This window comes from Arthrobacter sp. PAMC 25486 (assembly GCF_000785535.1).
Lineage (GTDB): Bacteria > Actinomycetota > Actinomycetes > Actinomycetales > Micrococcaceae > Specibacter.
In genome coordinates this window covers 3,399,147-3,415,239 of record NZ_CP007595.1, presented here as the reverse complement: position 1 = coordinate 3,415,239, position 16,093 = coordinate 3,399,147, and the positions used below count along the sequence as shown (strand labels likewise).

At 64.3% G+C, this 16,093-nt stretch carries 9 protein-coding genes and 2 tRNA genes; 8 read left to right on the top strand and 3 right to left on the bottom strand.

Annotated features, from left to right (window positions below; translation table 11 throughout):
* Nucleotide 1: 1 nt before the first annotated feature.
* Both art_RS15620 and art_RS15610 read right to left on the bottom strand, forming a co-directional pair.
* Entirely contained in the window at nucleotides 2-2,269 is a 2,268-nt protein-coding gene (locus tag art_RS15620; protein WP_038466282.1) for a carbon starvation CstA family protein, read from the bottom strand.
* Between the two features lie 351 nt (nucleotides 2,270-2,620).
* The gene (locus art_RS15610) at nucleotides 2,621-3,604 is read right to left on the bottom strand and encodes an NAD(P)H-quinone oxidoreductase (protein ID WP_038466277.1); all 984 of its coding nucleotides are present in this window, start codon (nucleotides 3,602-3,604) and stop codon (nucleotides 2,621-2,623) included.
* 96 nt (nucleotides 3,605-3,700) lie between these two features.
* Between art_RS15610 and art_RS15605 the strand changes: the two genes are divergently transcribed.
* From art_RS15605 to art_RS23015, 3 genes are all read left to right on the top strand, one after another.
* Nucleotides 3,701-3,788, top strand: a tRNA-Ser gene (locus art_RS15605).
* A gap of 340 nt (nucleotides 3,789-4,128) precedes the next feature.
* Nucleotides 4,129-6,531, top strand: a complete 2,403-nt coding sequence (locus art_RS23020) for an ExeM/NucH family extracellular endonuclease (RefSeq protein WP_052136637.1) — start codon at nucleotides 4,129-4,131, stop codon at nucleotides 6,529-6,531.
* A 12-nt stretch (nucleotides 6,532-6,543) separates the two neighbouring features.
* On the top strand, nucleotides 6,544-9,054 hold the full coding sequence (locus tag art_RS23015; protein ID WP_052136636.1) for a bifunctional UDP-sugar hydrolase/5'-nucleotidase: 2,511 nt from the start codon (nucleotides 6,544-6,546) through the stop codon (nucleotides 9,052-9,054).
* An 86-nt stretch (nucleotides 9,055-9,140) separates the two neighbouring features.
* On the opposite strand, the gene art_RS15595 is transcribed toward art_RS23015, so the two are convergent.
* Entirely contained in the window at nucleotides 9,141-11,111 is a 1,971-nt protein-coding gene (locus art_RS15595; RefSeq protein ID WP_038466274.1) for an FAD/NAD(P)-binding domain-containing protein, read from the bottom strand.
* Nucleotides 11,112-11,353: 242 nt separating this feature from the next.
* Here art_RS15595 and art_RS15590 point away from each other — a divergent pair, with 242 nt between their 5' ends.
* From art_RS15590 to art_RS15570, 5 genes are all read left to right on the top strand, one after another.
* Nucleotides 11,354-13,456 (top strand): prolyl oligopeptidase family protein, encoded by a 2,103-nt coding sequence (locus art_RS15590; protein WP_038466271.1) that lies wholly within the window; start codon nucleotides 11,354-11,356, stop codon nucleotides 13,454-13,456.
* Nucleotides 13,457-13,548: 92 nt separating this feature from the next.
* Nucleotides 13,549-13,640 (top strand) — tRNA-Ser (locus art_RS15585).
* A gap of 210 nt (nucleotides 13,641-13,850) precedes the next feature.
* Nucleotides 13,851-14,522 (top strand): FadR/GntR family transcriptional regulator, encoded by a 672-nt coding sequence (locus art_RS15580; RefSeq protein WP_038466268.1) that lies wholly within the window; start codon nucleotides 13,851-13,853, stop codon nucleotides 14,520-14,522.
* Nucleotides 14,523-14,675: 153 nt separating this feature from the next.
* Nucleotides 14,676-15,032, top strand: a complete 357-nt coding sequence (locus art_RS15575; RefSeq protein ID WP_038466265.1) for a PadR family transcriptional regulator — start codon at nucleotides 14,676-14,678, stop codon at nucleotides 15,030-15,032.
* Complete coding sequence (locus art_RS15570; protein WP_038466263.1) at nucleotides 15,032-15,769, top strand: hypothetical protein; 738 nt, start codon at nucleotides 15,032-15,034, stop codon at nucleotides 15,767-15,769. The genes art_RS15575 and art_RS15570 overlap by 1 nt, the downstream gene beginning before the upstream one ends.
* The last annotated feature ends 324 nt before the right edge of the window (nucleotides 15,770-16,093 follow it).

Genomic DNA, 16,093 nt, shown 5'->3' with positions numbered 1-16,093 from the left:
ACTAGTGCCCGCTCCGAACGGCTTGCTTGCCGGAGTCGGCCCATTCCTTCAGGAGCGCCTTCTCGGTGGCATTGGGAACCACCGATGCAGGGGCGAAGATCCGCGAAGCCACGGCCGGGTCCTCCTTACTGGGTCCCCCTCCGGCCTTGATGGAGCGGATGGTGACCATGACCGCCGTCGTAATTACTATCAGGGACAGCACCACGAAGATGACCGAGAGGGAGCCCTGCACGAAGGTATTGCGGACAACGGCCTCCATGGCCTCGACCGTCTTGGCGGTACCGTGGCTGGTCTCGCCGGCGGCCAGCGCCGCCTTGAACGTGTTGTGCTGCGCCCAGTAGCCCACGGCCGGGACCGTGGAGAAGATCTTCTGGAAGGACGCCACAACGGTGACCACGGTGACGAACACCAACGGCAGCGCCACCATCCATAGGTATTTCACGTGGGTGTTCTTGGAGACGATGACCATGCAGACGGCCAGGGCGATCGCGGCGAGCAGTTGGTTGGCGATGCCGAACAGCGGGAACAGGGTATTGATGCCGCCGAGCGGGTCGGTGACGCCCATGATCAGGATGGCACCCCAGCCTGCGACCATGATGCCGGTGGTGACCCACGAGCCCAGGCGCCAGGACGTGTCCTTGAACTTGGGGACGAAGTTGCCGATGGAATCCTGCAGCATGAAGCGGGCTACGCGGGTTCCTGCGTCGACGGCGGTGAGGATGAACAGGGCCTCGAACATGATGGCGAAGTGGTACCAGAAGCTCATCATGGCCTGGCCGCCGGCCACCTGCTGCATGATGTGGGCCAGACCCACAGCCAAGGTCGGTGCACCGCCGGTGCGGGAGACGATGGACTCCTCGCCGACGTCGGCCGCGGTTTGGGCCAGGGTGGCGGGATCAACGTGCACGCCGGTCAGGCCGAGTGAGTTCACGAATGCTGCCGCGCCCTCGATGGTGCCCCCGGTGGCTGCGCCGGAGGAGTTCATGGCGAAGTAGATGCCGCGGTCGATCGAGAGTGCCGCGACGAGGGCCATGATGGCCACGAAGGACTCCATGAGCATGCCGCCGTAGCCGATGTAGCGGGCCTGGCGCTCCTTTTCGATCAGCTTCGGCGTGGTGCCGGAGGCGATCAGGGCATGGAAGCCGGACAGGGCACCGCAGGCGATGGTGACGAACAGGAACGGGAACAAGGCGCCTGAGAACACGGGGCCGTCGGAGCGTCCGGCGAATTCACTGAACGCGGGGACGTTGATGGTGGGGCGGACCAGCACGATCGAGCCGGCCAGCATCACGATGGTGCCGATCTTCATGAACGTGGAGAGGTAGTCACGCGGGGCCAGCAGCAGCCAGACGGGCAGGATGGCGGCGATGAAGCCGTAAATGATAATGCACCAGGCGAGGGTGGTGCGGTCCAGGGTGAACGTTGCCGCACCCCATTCGGTGGCTGCGACCATGCCGCCGCCTACGATGGCAGCGAGCAGCAGGACGACGCCGATCAGGGAAACTTCCATGACCTTGCCGGGGCGCAGGTAACGCAGATACACGCCCATGAACAGGGCGATCGGAATGGTCATCGAGACCGAGAAGACACCCCACGGGGATTCGCCCAGTGCATTGACCACCACGAGCGCCAAGATGGCGACAATGATGATCATGATCAGCAGGGTGGCGATGAGGGCGGCGGTGCCGCCGATGACGCCAAGTTCTTCACGTGCCATCTGGCCCAGGGAACGGCCGCCGCGGCGCATGGAGAAGTGGAGGACCAGGTAGTCCTGGACCGCACCGGCAAGCACGACGCCGACGATGATCCAGATAGTGCCGGGCAGGTAGCCCATTTGGGCTGCCAAGATGGGGCCGACCAGCGGGCCGGCGCCGGCGATGGCGGCGAAGTGGTGGCCGAAGAGGACGTTGCGGTCGGTGGGGACAAAGTCCTTGCCGTCGGCCTTGTACTCGGCCGGGGTGGCACGCAGGTCATTGGGCTTGACGAGGAACTTCTCGATGACCTTGGAATAGAAGCGGTAGCCGATCAGGTAGGTACAGACTGCGGCGAAAACAAACCAGATGGCGTTGACGGATTCGCCGCGGACCACGGCTAACATGACCCAGGCGACGCCGCCCAGCAGTGCGATGGCGGCCCAGATGGCGATCTTCAGTGGCGTCCACGGGTGGGCTGCCTCTTCTTGCTTCAGGTCCACTGCCACGGGAGGCAGATTCGGGTCTTGGACAAGGACATCGCCGGGATCGGCTGCTTCCCTGGATGAATTTGTCATGATTTTCCCTTGGTTCAGACGTTATTGCGGCGACTTGCAAAGGTATCAGCATGATATGGAACACATTGTCCATGTGGTCCAGCTCATGGCCGCGGTGCGGCGAACTGTCGTGTTTCAGCGACGAACGGAGGGGCTTGCCGTCGTCCTAGTTGAAGGGCACTTGGCCGAGGCAGAGGAAACTCTCCGCCGAGGTGTGAGATAGTGCCCAACCACGGGCTGGGCTTTATCTCACACCTCGGCGGATTGGAGAGGGCGTCAGCTCACATCTCGACGGATCCGGCAGGGCGCGAACGCACACCTCGGCGGATGGGAGGGGGCGCGAACTCACACCTCGACGGAAGGTGGGGTGCGCTAGAGGGTCAGCAGGACCTTGCCCACGTGCGCACCGGAATCGAAGTATTCGTGCGCGGCGGCAACCTGTTCCAGCGGGAACGTCCTGTCCACCATCGGCTTGACAGCACCGCTGGAAACCAGCGGCCAGACGTGCTCGCGCACGCCCTCCATGATGGTCGCCTTCTCCGCAACGGGCCGGGCGCGCAGCGTGGTGCCAATGATGGCCGCACGCTTGGTGAGGAGCGCACCCAGGTTGAGTTCCGCCGTCGCACCTCCCTGCAGACCGATCACGACGAGGCGGCCGTAAGTGGCCAGGGATTCGACGTTGCGGGCCAGGTATTTGGCGCCAACGACGTCGAGAATCACGTTGGCACCGGCGCCCTGGGTGAACTGCCTGACCCGTTCCACGAAGTCCTCGTTGCGGTAGTTGACGGCCGCATCGGCACCGAGGTAGCTGGTGAGCATGGCGACCTTTTCGTCGCTTCCGGCGGTGGCGATGACGCGCGCGCCGGCAGCCTTGGCCAGTTGGATCGCCATGGCGCCAATACCTCCGGAGCCGCCGTGAATCAGGACGGTTTCTCCGGCCTGCAGCTGCGCCGTCATGAACAGGTTGGAGTGGACGGTGGCGGCAACCTCGGGCAGCCCGGCGGACGAGATAACGTCAAGGCCCTCCGGAAGTGCCAGGACCTGGCCCGCCGGAGCCACCACCTGTGAGGCATACCCACCCCCTGTGAGCAATGCCACAACCTTCTCCCCCATGCTGAACGCCTTGGTCACATTGGGGCCAAAACCGGCAATCCGGCCGGACACTTCCAGGCCAAGAATCTGTGATGCGCCGGCCGGGGGCGGGTAGAAACCGCGGCGTTGCTGCACGTCGGCTCGGTTGATTCCCGCGGCAACCACGTCAATGAGCACCTCGCCGGGGCCCGGAACGGGTGTTGGAACCTCAGTCAGGGACAAAACCTCTGGGCCGCCTGCGCCCGTTGCAACTATTGCCTTCATGACCTTCTCCATCACCCATTAAATACCGATAAATCCTAGCGGACGCCGTACCCATTTTGGTGGCACGGGCCTGCCTATGAAACACTACTAGGGTAAGGAAGGTTGTCCGAGCGGCCGATGGAGCTGGTCTTGAAAACCAGTGTGCGGTAACCCCGTACCAAGAGTTCGAATCTCTTACCTTCCGCATGTAAAAAGGGAAGCAGTCTCGTCATGAGGCTGCTTCCCTTTTGTGTTGCCCGATTCGCCGCGCATTTCACATCCTCGCCGAAAACATGTGTCCAAACAGTGACTTGCACCATACAGGGGCAGACTGAACGTCATGAGTCATTTTTTGATGGCAGGTAAACAGCAGCCGTGAATTTACTTGACCGAGGCCACCAGTTCATGCAGGATTCACATCGATGCGCTTGGCTCAGTAGCGTTCCGGATTTCGTCTGGGCGGGCCCTTGCCGCTCCCCACTAAAAACTCCGGTTCATCATCACTCACGGCACAACGGCGTGCCACCCTTTCGAGAGTTGGAGACATGACGAGCAACAACTTCATCAAGGCAGGACTGGGGGCCACCTTGGCCTTCGGACTCGCCGTTGCCCCGCTGGCGATCTCGCCAGCGTTGGCCAACGACGGGCCCGCACCAACCGAAACAACGGCCGCGGCATCCACCGATGCAGCCGCCATAGAAGGCTCGACGGCGGAATCCGCCCCAGGTGCGGCGCCCACCGACACCGCACCACTGGCTGCGCCTCTCGCAGCAGCGGGACCATCCCCGCACGTTCTCATCAACGAGGCCTACCTGAACGGCGGCAGCGCCGGAGCAACCCACAAAGACAAGTTTGTGGAACTGTACAACCCCACGGCTGCGGACATCAGCCTGGATGGCTGGTCGTTGCAGTACCGTTCCGCAACAGGCACGGCAGCACCCACCGGGTTGACCGCGCTTTCCGGCACCATCAACGCCAACGGCTACTACCTGATCATGGGCAACTCCAACGGCGACACCGGCCTCAAGCTGCCGCCCACGGATGCCGATTCCAGCGGCTTTGCATTCTCCGGGTCCACCGGCACATTATTCCTTTCCAACCAGGCCTCACGGCTCCCGGCTGACTTGGCCGTCGGTTCCCTGGTTGGCACGGCCAACATCGTCGACATGCTCGGCTATGGCGCCTCCAACACCTTTGAGGTTGCTGCCGCCGCAAAACCCTCGGCACCCATCTCCCTGAACCGCACGAACTTCGCGGACACGGACAACAACGCCGCCGACTTCTCCACCGCCGCCCCCACACCAACTGGCACCAAGGGTGCCGGTGAAGCTCCGGAACCTCCCGGCGACGCCGGCAACAAGACCATCGCCGAGATCCAAGGCGAAGGAGCCAAAAGCCCGCTGGACGGCACCACCGTCACCACCAAGGGCAAGGTCACCGCGGCCTACCCCACCGGCGGTTTCAACGGCTACTTCCTCCAGACCCCCGGCACCGGTGGCGACCTTGACATGGCCACCCACAAGTCTTCCGACGGCGTGTTTGTCTACTCGCCAGCTACGGTTGCCACCGTCAAAGTTGGCGACTACGTAGAGGTGACCGGACTCGTCAAGGAATTTGGCGGGCCCGACACGACCACGACCGAGATCGATGTCCCGGCCGGTGGCATGACGCAACTGGACGAGGCAGCGGCAGAGGTCAAGGCCGCCGTCGTCAATGTCCCGGAAACCATGGAACTGCGCGAAACCCTTGAGGGCATGCTCGTGGCACCCGAGGGCCAGTTCACCATCACTGACAACTACTCCCTCAACCAGTACGGCGAAATTGGTCTTGCGGTTGGTGAGAACGTGCTGTTGCAGCCCACCTCCGTTGGGGCCGTCGGCACCGACGCGCACGCGGCCCAGCTCGCCGAGAACGCTGCCATGGGCATCAAGTTGGACGACGGCGCAAGCACCAACTTCTTCAACGTCCAAGACTCACCGCTCCCGTGGCTGAGCGCTGAAGCCCCCATGCGGCTTGGTTCGAGCTCCGAATTCATGGCCCCGGTCATCTTCGACAACCGCAACAACTCCTACAAGTTCCAGCCGTTGGAGGCGCTCACGCCCACCAATGCAGGAACTGTGCAGCCCATCGCGTTTGGCAACAACCGGGTGACCGCTCCTGGCGATGTGGGCGGAGACCTCAAGGTCGCCTCCTTCAACGTGCAGAACTACTTCATCGAAACCGGCGACAAGAACTCCAGCTGCCAGTTCTACAACGACCGGGAGGGCAACCCCATCGCCGTCCGCTCCGGCTGTGACCAGCGTGGTGCCGCCAATGCCAAAAACCTGAAGCGCCAGCAGGACAAGATCGTCGCCGGCATCAATGAGTCAGGCGCCGATGTCCTCTCGCTGGAAGAAATTGAAAACTCGATCAAGTTCGGCACCGACCGCGACGCGGCCCTGTCAACCCTGGTCGATGCGCTCAACGTTGCTGCACCCGGGGTCTGGGACTACGTCCGCTCACCGGAGCTGCGTCCGGCAGCATCCGTGGAAGACGTCATCCGCACGGCCTTCATCTACAAGTTGGCCGTGGCCGAGCCTGTTGGCGTTTCCGTCATCCTTGATGATCCGGCCTATACAGGCATTGCCCGTCAGCCGCTCGCCCAGGCCTTCCAGCTTGCCGGCGACGCCGACTCCGCCAAGGTGATCTTGATTGCCAACCACTTCAAGTCCAAGGGCTCGGCCGCCACACCGGGGGACACCGATCAGGGCCAGGGCAATTCCAACCTGGCACGCACCGCACAGGCTGCGGCCCTGGTGAAGTTCTCCTCCGAACTTCAGTCCGCACAGGGCACCGACAAGGTGTTGCTCATGGGTGATTTCAACGCCTACAGCTACGAAGATCCCATGACGGTCATGGCCGACGCAGGTTATGTGGATCAGGGTGCGAAGACCGGCAAGCACTCCTAAGCCTATGGCGGCTTGGTTGGCTCGCTGGACCACATCGTTGCCACTCCGGCCCTCGATGCGTTGGTCACCGGCGTCGACATCTGGAACATCAACTCCACAGAGTCCATTGCCATGGGCTACAGCCGCTACAACTACAACGTCACCAATTTCTATGACAGTTCGGCATTTGCCGCCTCCGACCACGACCCCGTCGTTGTCGGCTTGACCCTCGGTGACGCTCCGGCGGCCACCAAGGTAATCAACCTCCTGAACATCAATGACTTCCATGGCCGCATCGACGCAAACACGGTCAAGTTCGCCGGTACGGTGGAGCAGCTGCGTGCAGCATCGGGCGACGCCAACACGGCTTTCCTGTCCGCAGGCGACAGCCTCGGCGCCAGCCTGTTTGCCTCCGCTTCCCAGCAAGACCAGCCCACCATCGATGTGCTAAACGCGCTGGACCTGCAGGCATCCGCCGTCGGAAATCATGAGTTCGACCAGGGATACGCGGACCTCGACGGGCGCGTCACCGACGCCGCCAATTGGGATTACCTCGGCGCCAACGTGTACGCGAAGGGCACCACCACCCCCGTGCTTGACGAGTACAAGATCATCTCGGTCAACGGTGTGAAGGTTGCCATCATCGGCGCAGTCACGCAGGAAACCCCCACCCTGGTGACCCCGACGGGGATCTCCATGCTGGACTTTGGAGACCCCGTGGAAGCCGTGAACCGCGTGGCCAAGACGATCACTGAGGGGAACCTGGCCGACGTCATCGTGGCCGAATACCACGAGGGCGCAGGAGCAGGCACCCCCGACGGCGCAACCTTTACAGAGGAAGCTGCCGCCGAAGGCGCGTTCCGGGAGATCGTGACGCAGACCAGCGCCTCGGTCAACGCCATCTTCACCGGCCACACCCACAAACAGTACGCCTGGGACGCACCCATCCCCGGCGTACCTGCAAATGCAGCCTTGCAGACCCGCCCCGTGCTCCAAACCGGCAGCTACGGCGAGTTCATCGGCCAGATCGTCTTGACCGTCGACGCCGATAACAACGTTGTTTCCTACACCCAAGACAACGTTGCACGCACCAAGGCCGACGACGCCGAGCTGGCCAACCAGTTCCCCCGCGTCGCCGAGGTCCAGGAAATCACCGAGGCCGCCCTCAAGGAGGCCGAGGTGGCTGGCAGCGTGCCCGTGGGCAAGATCGCCGCAGACATCACCACCGCGCAGACCTTCGACCCGGAAACCGGCACGTACACCCGGGACGACCGCGGCAGTGAATCAGCCCTGGGCAACCTGGTCGGCAACGCGCTCCTGGACGCCCTGAAGTCTGAGCAGACGGGCGGTGCCGAGATCGGCGTCGTCAATCCCGGCGGTCTCCGCGCGGACCTGCTGCACAAGAACGAGGGCATCGAGGACGGTGTTGTCACCTACGCCAACGCCAACGCTGTCCTACCGTTCGTGAACAACCTGTGGACCACCTCGCTCACGGGCGCCCAGGTGAAAACCATGCTGGAGCAGCAGTGGCAGACCAACGCGGACGGCACCATCCCCAGCCGCCCGTTCCTGAACCTGGGGCTGTCCGCCAACGTGGACTACAGCTACGACTCGAGCCGCGAGCTGGGCGACCACATCACCTCCGTGGTCATCAACGGCGCACCGCTGGACCTGGAACGTTCCTACCGCGTGGGCACGTTCAGCTTCCTGGCAACGGGCGGCGACAACTTCCGGGTCTTCACCGAAGGTGCCAACACCAAGGATTCCGGCCTCATCGACCGGGACGCCTGGATTACCTACCTCGGTGAGAAGTCTGCCACGGCACCGATTGCCCCTGATTTCTCCCGCCGTGGCGTGGACATTGTGGGCGCACCGGCAGCCGTCACGGCCGGACAGCAGGTCACCCTGGGGCTGAACAAGCTGGACCTGACCTCGCTCGGGGCCACCCCCTCCACCGAGGTCACGCTCCGCTACGAGCCTTCGGGCAGCGGCGGCGGCATTGGCTTCGCGGTCCTGGGCGCGGCCGTCCTGCCGTCCACCTTGGGCAGCTTCCCTGTCACCGAGGGTGCCGCAACGGTTGATTTCACCGTCCCAGAGCAGCTCAACGCGGGCCGTTTTACCATTACCACCGACGGCGGAACGTATGCCCGGCTGCCCGTCACCATCCCGGTGACGGCGGCCGTTGAAACCCCGACACCGTCGCCGACACCGACCGAAACGGGTACACCGTCGCCGACACCGACCGAAACGGGTACACCGTCGCCGACGCCGACCGGCACGGGCATCCCGGTTCCGACGGAGACGGGCATCCCGGTTCCCGTTCCCACCGCTACGGAGACAGGTACGACGCCGGTCCCCACCACCCCGGGGACCTCGCCTTCCGTTTCGGCCGGCACGGGCGGCGGCACCGGTACGGGTTCAGGGGCTGGCAACCTCGCCAGCACCGGTGCCACGGCGCTCCCGCTGGGCTTGGGCGCACTGCTGCTGTTGAGCGCAGGTGCCGCGGTTGCCTTCGCTGCACGTCGCAAGGGCGCCAAGCACTAGCCCAATCCCGAAGCTGACCCGCAGAAAACGTCGAAATCCACGCAAAAATCGTGATTTCTCGGCATTTTGTGCGGGTCAGTTTCGATTTACGTCAGAATGTGCGCCGCGATTGCGTCGGCGTCCACGACGGTGCGGTAGCCGCTGCGGTAGAGGGCGGAAGCTTCGGCCGCGATGGCCGTGCCCCACTGCACCGAGGACAGTTGCAGTCCCAGCACATACAGCCCATCCACCGGGGCGCCGGCACCGTCAATCGCCCGATACGGCGGCGCCGACACGTCCAGGCCGCTCGTGGTGACTGGTTCGCCGTCGGACGCCAGCATCAGGCGGGGACGGGCCAGGCCGTCGGCCATCAAATTCGCCAACAACGTGGATGCGGTGTCCTTCACCCGGTTGGCGGGGGCCAGCGCCTCCACCAGGTATCGCGCCTCGCGGGGTGCGTCGGCCACCCACGGGGAGCTGAGCGTGAACACGCCGTGCTGGATGCGGAACACAGGATCGGGTCCGGCGAAATGCACGACGCCGGCCCGCACCAACGCGGCGAGCTGCTCCACGCGCAGCGCCGGCGGACCGCTCGCCAGCCCCTCAACAAAACCCTCAAACCAGCCGCGCAGTTCCCCCAGCCACGAGCCCTGGGTGATGCCGCGGTCGGCCACGAGCGCCTTGATGACGGCCCGCCCGGCATTCAGCGCGCCGATGGCCATCTTCGTGGGGTCGTCCTCGCCGAGGGCGGAACCCGCCGCATCTTCACGCAGGTATTCGAGCACTGCCGCGTCCATGTCCGACTGCGAGCCGACCCGGGCGCCGGCCCGCAGCGGGTGCGCCGAGAGCGGCCGCGCCAGGCCGCGCAAATCCAGGATGTGCCCGTCCTGCACATTCTCAGCCAGCAGCTCCTTCAGCCGGGCCTCCCAGCCGGGATCGCCGCCGTCGAGCCCCTCATTCAGCAGCGCGTCCAGCACCGGCAGCAGCTCCTCGGAGACGGTATTCGGGCGGGTCCGGGCCAGCGTCGTGTAGTACGCCCAGAGCGTGTCGCGGTGCAACAGGGGCCAAATGTCGTGGTCAAAACCGGCCGTCGCACCCATCCCCCGGATTGCCGCGACCGCGTCCTCGCCGAGGAAACGCAGGCTCACGGAGTGCGGATAATAACTGTCCAGCTCGGCCTTGGCCCGGTATGGAGTCCCCCGCCGCGAGGCACCGACAATGACCGGTTCGCGCCCCGACGCCACATAGCGCAGCGCCTCCCCGGCCGGGAGCCCGGTGTCCTCAAAACGCCCGCCGCGCCCCTCCGTCAGCTGGCCCACGACGTCAAAAAAGTTCAGTCCCATGCCGCGCACCAGCACGGTTTCCCCGGCGGGCAGTTGTTCCCAGTCCACATCGTTGGGCACCGCCGGGGGCAGGTATGTCAGCCCGTTGGCGCGGGCTTCCTCCCGCAGCTCGCGCTGGGCCGGGCTCAGCTTCGATTCCACATGCCCCAGCGCCAGCACCACCTGGTCCACGGCCAGGCTTTGCCCGTCGAGAAGCGCGACGGCGAACCCTCCGTTCGCGTAATCGCTCACCACCCGCCTGGCAACAGCCGCATGGACGGTGAGGCTCACGCCGTCGGGCATGGCTTGGGTGAGCTGGGCAAAGCACCAGCCCAGGTACCGTCCGTAGAGTGCCCGGCTGGGGAAACTTCTTTCCTCCAGCGTGGCCAATTCGGCGACGTCGCCGTCGCTGAGCTGCTCCCACGGGGTTTCCCGTTGCAGCTGGCGCCACTCATTGAAGCTGCAGCCGGCCAGCGGTTTTGCGGTGACGCCCTGGTCCGGAATCAGCGTGGGAAAGAAACTTTGCGTGTTCATCAGGAACAGGCGCGACTGCTCCGTGCGCCACACGTGCCCGGCACCCGGCGGAAAGGGGTCGATCAGGTGGATGTGCAGGGGGCGGGGTGCGGTTGGGGCGGTCTGGTGCCCGGTTTCCGCTGCGTGGTGTGCCGTTTGGGCGGCGTGGTGCGCCAGCAGCCGTTCCATGACAGAGGTCCCGCGGGGCCCCGCCCCCACAATTGCCACCGTCTGCGCGCCCATAGATTCCACTCCTTGAGCTTAACTGATGGGCTGCCTTCCGGTCCGGTCCGCGCAGTGGCGGGGTCCCGGCGTCGTGCATGGATTGTGTCCCAATCTGCGCTGACCTCATGGCGGGCGTGCCGCATGTCAGTGTTATGCGGCACACCCGGTTCCAGTTCAGCGCAGCTTGGAACGTCGAGGCCGCGGCGGCTGGCAAAGCTGGCTGGCACGCGGCGCTCAGACCGGATGCCTAGGATGGTGCCATGACTGAAGCTCCCGCACCCGTGACCATCGCCGAACAACCCGCCGACGAATTTCTCTGGCTGGAGGACATCCACGGCGCCGACGCCATGGACTGGGTCCGCGAGCGCAATGCCCGCACGGATGCGGCGCTGGTGAACCCGGCATACTCCGCGCTGGAGGCCTCGGTGCTTGAGGTGCTCGACTCCAAGGACCGCATCCCCATGGTGTCCAAACGCGGGGACTGGTATTACAACTTTTGGCGCGATGAGGCGAACCCGCGCGGTCTGTGGCGCCGCACCGGTTGGGAGAGCTACCTCAGTGATACGCCTGAATGGGAGGTGCTGCTCGACGTTGACGCCTTGTGCGCCTCCTCCGGCGAGGACTGGTTCTGGGCCGGGGCCTCGCTGCTGCGCCCCGCGCCCAGCGAGGAATACCGCCAGGCGATGGTGGCGCTCTCCCCCGACGGCGGAGACGCCGTTTCCTACCGGGAGTTTGACCTCTCCGCGCGTGGTTTTGTGCCCGGCGGCTTTGAACTTCCGACGGCGAAGACCCGGCTGAGCTGGTTCGATGCGGACACACTGTACGTGGGGACCGACACCGGCGAGGGCTCCATGACAGCCTCCTCCTACCCGGCAGCCACCCGGGTGCTGCGCCGCGGTGAAACCCTGTTGGAGCTGGCCGCGAAGGCGCCCTTGTTCGAGGTCCCGCTGGACCACCTCAGCGGCGGCGTCACCCACAGCAGCACGCCCGGTTTTGAGCGGGACGTCGCCTATGACGTGCTGGATTTCTTCAACAGCCGCAGTTACCTGCGCGTGGGTGAGGACTGGGTGCACATCGATGTCCCCGACGACATGAACGTCTCCCTTCACCACGAGTGGTTGCTGCTGCGCCCCCGCACCGACTGGACTGTTGCTGGATCCGCCTACGCCGCCGGTACCCTGCTGGCGATTGAACTCGAGGCGTTCCTGGCCGGCAGTCGCGAGCTGCAGACCATTTTTTCCCCGTCACCGGCCGAGTCCCTGCAGTCGTGGAGCTGGACCCGGGATTTCCTGCTGCTGAACCTGCTCTCCGACGTCTCCTCGAAGATCCTCGTGTTGGACCCTGCCAACCGATGGGCGCCCACTGAGCTGGACGCCTGCCCTCCCCTGCATTCGGTGGATGCCTACGCCGTCGACGACGAGGATCCCAAGGCCGGCAACGACTACTGGCTCATCGCCACCGGCTTCCTCACCCCCTCCACCGTGCTGCGCGGCACGCTGAACTCTCGCGGCACCGGCGGTGAGGCAGCGGCGCTGGTCCGGGAGTCGCCGTCGTTCTTCACGGCGGAAAACTACAGCGTGGAGCAGCACTTTGCCATCTCCGACGATGGCACGCGCGTGCCTTACTTCCAGGTGGGACCAAAGAATCTGAGGCTCGACGGCGGGAATCCCACCTTGCTCGGTGGCTACGGCGGCTTTGAGGTGTCGCGGACGCCGTCGTACAGCGGCGCGGCGGGGCGCACCTGGCTGGAGCGCGGCGGCGTGTACGTGGTGGCGAACATTCGCGGCGGCGGCGAGTACGGGCCCAGCTGGCACACGGCAGCGCAACAGAAGAACCGGCACCGGGCATACGAGGACTTTGCCGCCGTGGCGCGTGATTTGGCGGCGCGCGGGGTGGCGTCACCGGCGCGTTTGGGCTGTGCGGGCGGGAGCAATGGCGGGCTGCTGGTGGGCAATATGCTCACGCAGTATCCGGAGCTGTTTGGTGCCATCTCGTGCGGGGTGCCGCTGCTGGACATGCGCCGCTACACGAAGCTCTCCGCCGGGGCGTCCTGGATTGCCGAGTACGGGGACCCGGATGTGCCGGAGCAATGGGAGTTCATCAAGTCGTTCTCCCCGTACCACCTGCTGCGCTCCGACGTCACATATCCGGCCACGTTCATTTGGACCGCCACCTCGGATGACCGGGTGGGGCCGGTACAAGCCAGGAAGATGGCGGCCCGGATGGAATCCATGGGGATCCCCGTGTGGTTCCATGAGGCGCTGGAGGGCGGGCATGCCGGGGCCGGCAACAACGAACAGGCGGCGCGGCTGCACACCGCGTCGCACGAATTCCTGTGGCGGGCGCTGACGGGAGAGCTGTGATTCTTGCTTCCCCGGCCCTCGTTTTGCTTTGAGAGGCTATTACTGGGTAAAGTTTGGGATGCTGGTTAGGGGCTTCTACCCTAGCCAGTGCTGGAGACGTGCCAGAGCGGCCGAATGGGCTTCACTGCTAATGAAGTGTGGGGGTTAAACTCCACCGGGAGTTCAAATCTCCCCGTCTCCGCCAAATGATGCACTCCTCAATTCGTTGAGGGGTGCATTTTTGTATCCCCTTGCAGACGCTCCTGCAGATAACGGGGTATTTCAGCCAACGCTCCTGCAGATAACGGGGTATTTCAGCCAACGCCGCAGCACTCTCCACCCCGCCGCTGCGTATTCCGTCACATTGAGAGTCGCCTTCCGGCCAAAGCAAACATCGGACCATTAGACTTCGGATATGGCTGTAACTGACGAGGCAATCACAAAAATCAAGGACATGATCATCTCTGGTGAGCTGTCTGCCGGCGACCGCTTGCCTCCGGAGAAGGAACTCAGCGAGAAGCTGGGCCTGTCGCGCAGCTCGCTGCGTGAGGCTGTCAAGGCATTGGAGATCATCCGGGTCCTCGATGTGCGCCGCGGGGACGGCACATACGTAACCAGCCTGGAACCCCAACTGCTCACCGAAGCAATGAGCTTTATCGTGGACCTGCACCAGGATCGGTCGATCCTGGAAATCTTCGAGGTCCGCCGCATTCTCGAGCCCGCTGCGGCGGCCATCGCCGCCAGCCGAATCACGGCCGAACAGCTCGCGGCCCTGCACTCCACCCTGGACAGCGTCAGCGAAGAGACCGGCGTCGAGGCACTCGTTGAGCATGACCTCATTTTCCACAGCCTCATCACGGCCGCCGCAGACAACGCCTACATGTCCAGCGTCCTGGATTCGCTCTCCAGCAGCACCATCCGCGCCCGCATCTGGCGCGGCCTGACACAGGAAAAGGCCGTGGACCGCACCCTGTCCGAGCACACTGCCATCATCGAGGCACTGGAGCGCGGTGACGCCGAGCTGGTCAAGTCGCTCGTGACGGTGCACATCAGCGGAGTGGAGCACTGGCTCCGTCAGGCGCTGTAACCCTTCCGACTTTTCAATCTAACCTGCAGAAGATGGCAAAAAACCGCGCTAACCCGCGTTTTTTCGTCGCTTTCTGCGGGTTAGTTGTTTAAGTTCCCGGTTTTCCTCAAACCCTGACTTGCCAGGCTATCTAGTTAGACATACTATCTAGTCATGAGTTCAACAGAAGAGCCGTGGCCGGGCGATTGGAACCGGGCATCCTTGGGCCTCTGCGCACTGCAGGCCCTGAAGGACGGCCCCACCTATGGCTACGCCATCATCACCGCACTGGAAGCGGCCGGCCTCGGCACCTTCAAGGGCGGCACCCTGTACCCGCTGCTGGCCCGCTTTGAAACGGCCGGCTGGGTTTCAGTGGAATGGCGCCCCGGCGAAAGCGGCCCCGGCAGGAAGTACTTTTCCCTCACCCCGGCCGGCCTCGACGAATTGGCCCGTCAGCGCCGGCAATGGCTCGCCTTCACAACAAGCACGACGGCGTTTCTCGCCATCCCCACCGATCGAGGAGTTTCGTAATGACCAAGGACGCAACGGCGAAGTCCGCCACCCACAAGAAATGGCTGGACGCACTGACCATGGAGCTGCGGCTGAACGACGTCTCCGGCAAGTCCATCGGCGACACACTCGCCACGGTTCAGGAGTTCCTGGCCGATTCCGGCCAGTCCCCCGAGGAGGCATTTGGCACGCCGCGGGAGTATGCGGCGGAACTGAGTGGCTGTGCCATCAAGCCCATCAAGAAGGACATGAAGTCAACCGTCTCCCTGAGCACCGCCAACTTGGTGGTTTTCCTCGTGTTCTCGGCAGCCCTGGCTCCGTGGCTCGAGGGTACACGGCTGCTATTGGGCGGCTGGCAGCTGACAAGCATGGCCTTCCTTGCAGCCCTCGTGCTTGCCCTGCCGCTGTACCTGCCGTTTCTGCTCCGGCACTTCTGGGCGCTGATTGCCGTGCCTGTTGTGGGCGGGGCCGCCGGGGTGCTCTCGGCAACGCTGACACCTAAGGTTGCTGGCGATGCGTTCCTGGACTTTCCGCCTGGTCCGGTCCTGGTCATCAGCGCTGGCTTGATGGTCGCCCTCTCAATGGCCGGCACAGTCACAGCCCTGAGCGAGGCACCGGACCCGGTCGTTAGCCCGCTGGACACTGCCCCGGCCATGACGGTGAAGGCCCGCTGGCTCGAAATCCTCACGCGGTGGCTGTTCCCCATCTTCTCTGTGTTCCTGCTCGGCATCACCGCACTGCTCCACACCCTCACCTGACCCTTCCGAACCTGTGACGCAGTAGATGCAGGAAATGCATCGGAATCCGCCTTCCATTGCCGCTGTTGTGATTGTTCCGTGGGCGGGTTCACCGTCACGCCTTCAGGCCCTCGCCCTGATCGAGGCCTGTTTGGCGAACCATTGCTCAGGTACTGGCCACCGTCCTCGTTTTTCTTTCGCAGGTGCTGGAAACTCGTGCCGGCGGGTGTGTGCTGTCCCGAGAATGGCCCTGGGCCGCATCGTGCGGCACCCCGTTTTGCCGAGAATGGCCCGGAGCCGCGAAATGCCACCAAAGTTCCGCCCTTCTCGCGAGTCTGACCCATT

Bases quoted from the DNA above. Each gene is read 5' to 3' on its own strand.
- art_RS23020 (WP_052136637.1), top strand. From the start codon at position 4,129: ATGACGAGCAACAACTTCATCAAGGCAGGACTGGGGGCCACCTTGGCC.
- art_RS15590 (WP_038466271.1), top strand. From the start codon at position 11,354: ATGACTGAAGCTCCCGCACCCGTGACCATCGCCGAACAACCCGCCGAC.
- art_RS15595 (WP_038466274.1), bottom strand. From the start codon at position 11,111: ATGGGCGCGCAGACGGTGGCAATTGTGGGGGCGGGGCCCCGCGGGACC.
- art_RS15570 (WP_038466263.1), top strand. From the start codon at position 15,032: ATGACCAAGGACGCAACGGCGAAGTCCGCCACCCACAAGAAATGGCTG.
- art_RS15575 (WP_038466265.1), top strand. From the start codon at position 14,676: ATGAGTTCAACAGAAGAGCCGTGGCCGGGCGATTGGAACCGGGCATCC.
- art_RS15610 (WP_038466277.1), bottom strand. From the start codon at position 3,604: ATGAAGGCAATAGTTGCAACGGGCGCAGGCGGCCCAGAGGTTTTGTCC.
- art_RS15580 (WP_038466268.1), top strand. From the start codon at position 13,851: ATGGCTGTAACTGACGAGGCAATCACAAAAATCAAGGACATGATCATC.
- art_RS15620 (WP_038466282.1), bottom strand. From the start codon at position 2,269: ATGACAAATTCATCCAGGGAAGCAGCCGATCCCGGCGATGTCCTTGTC.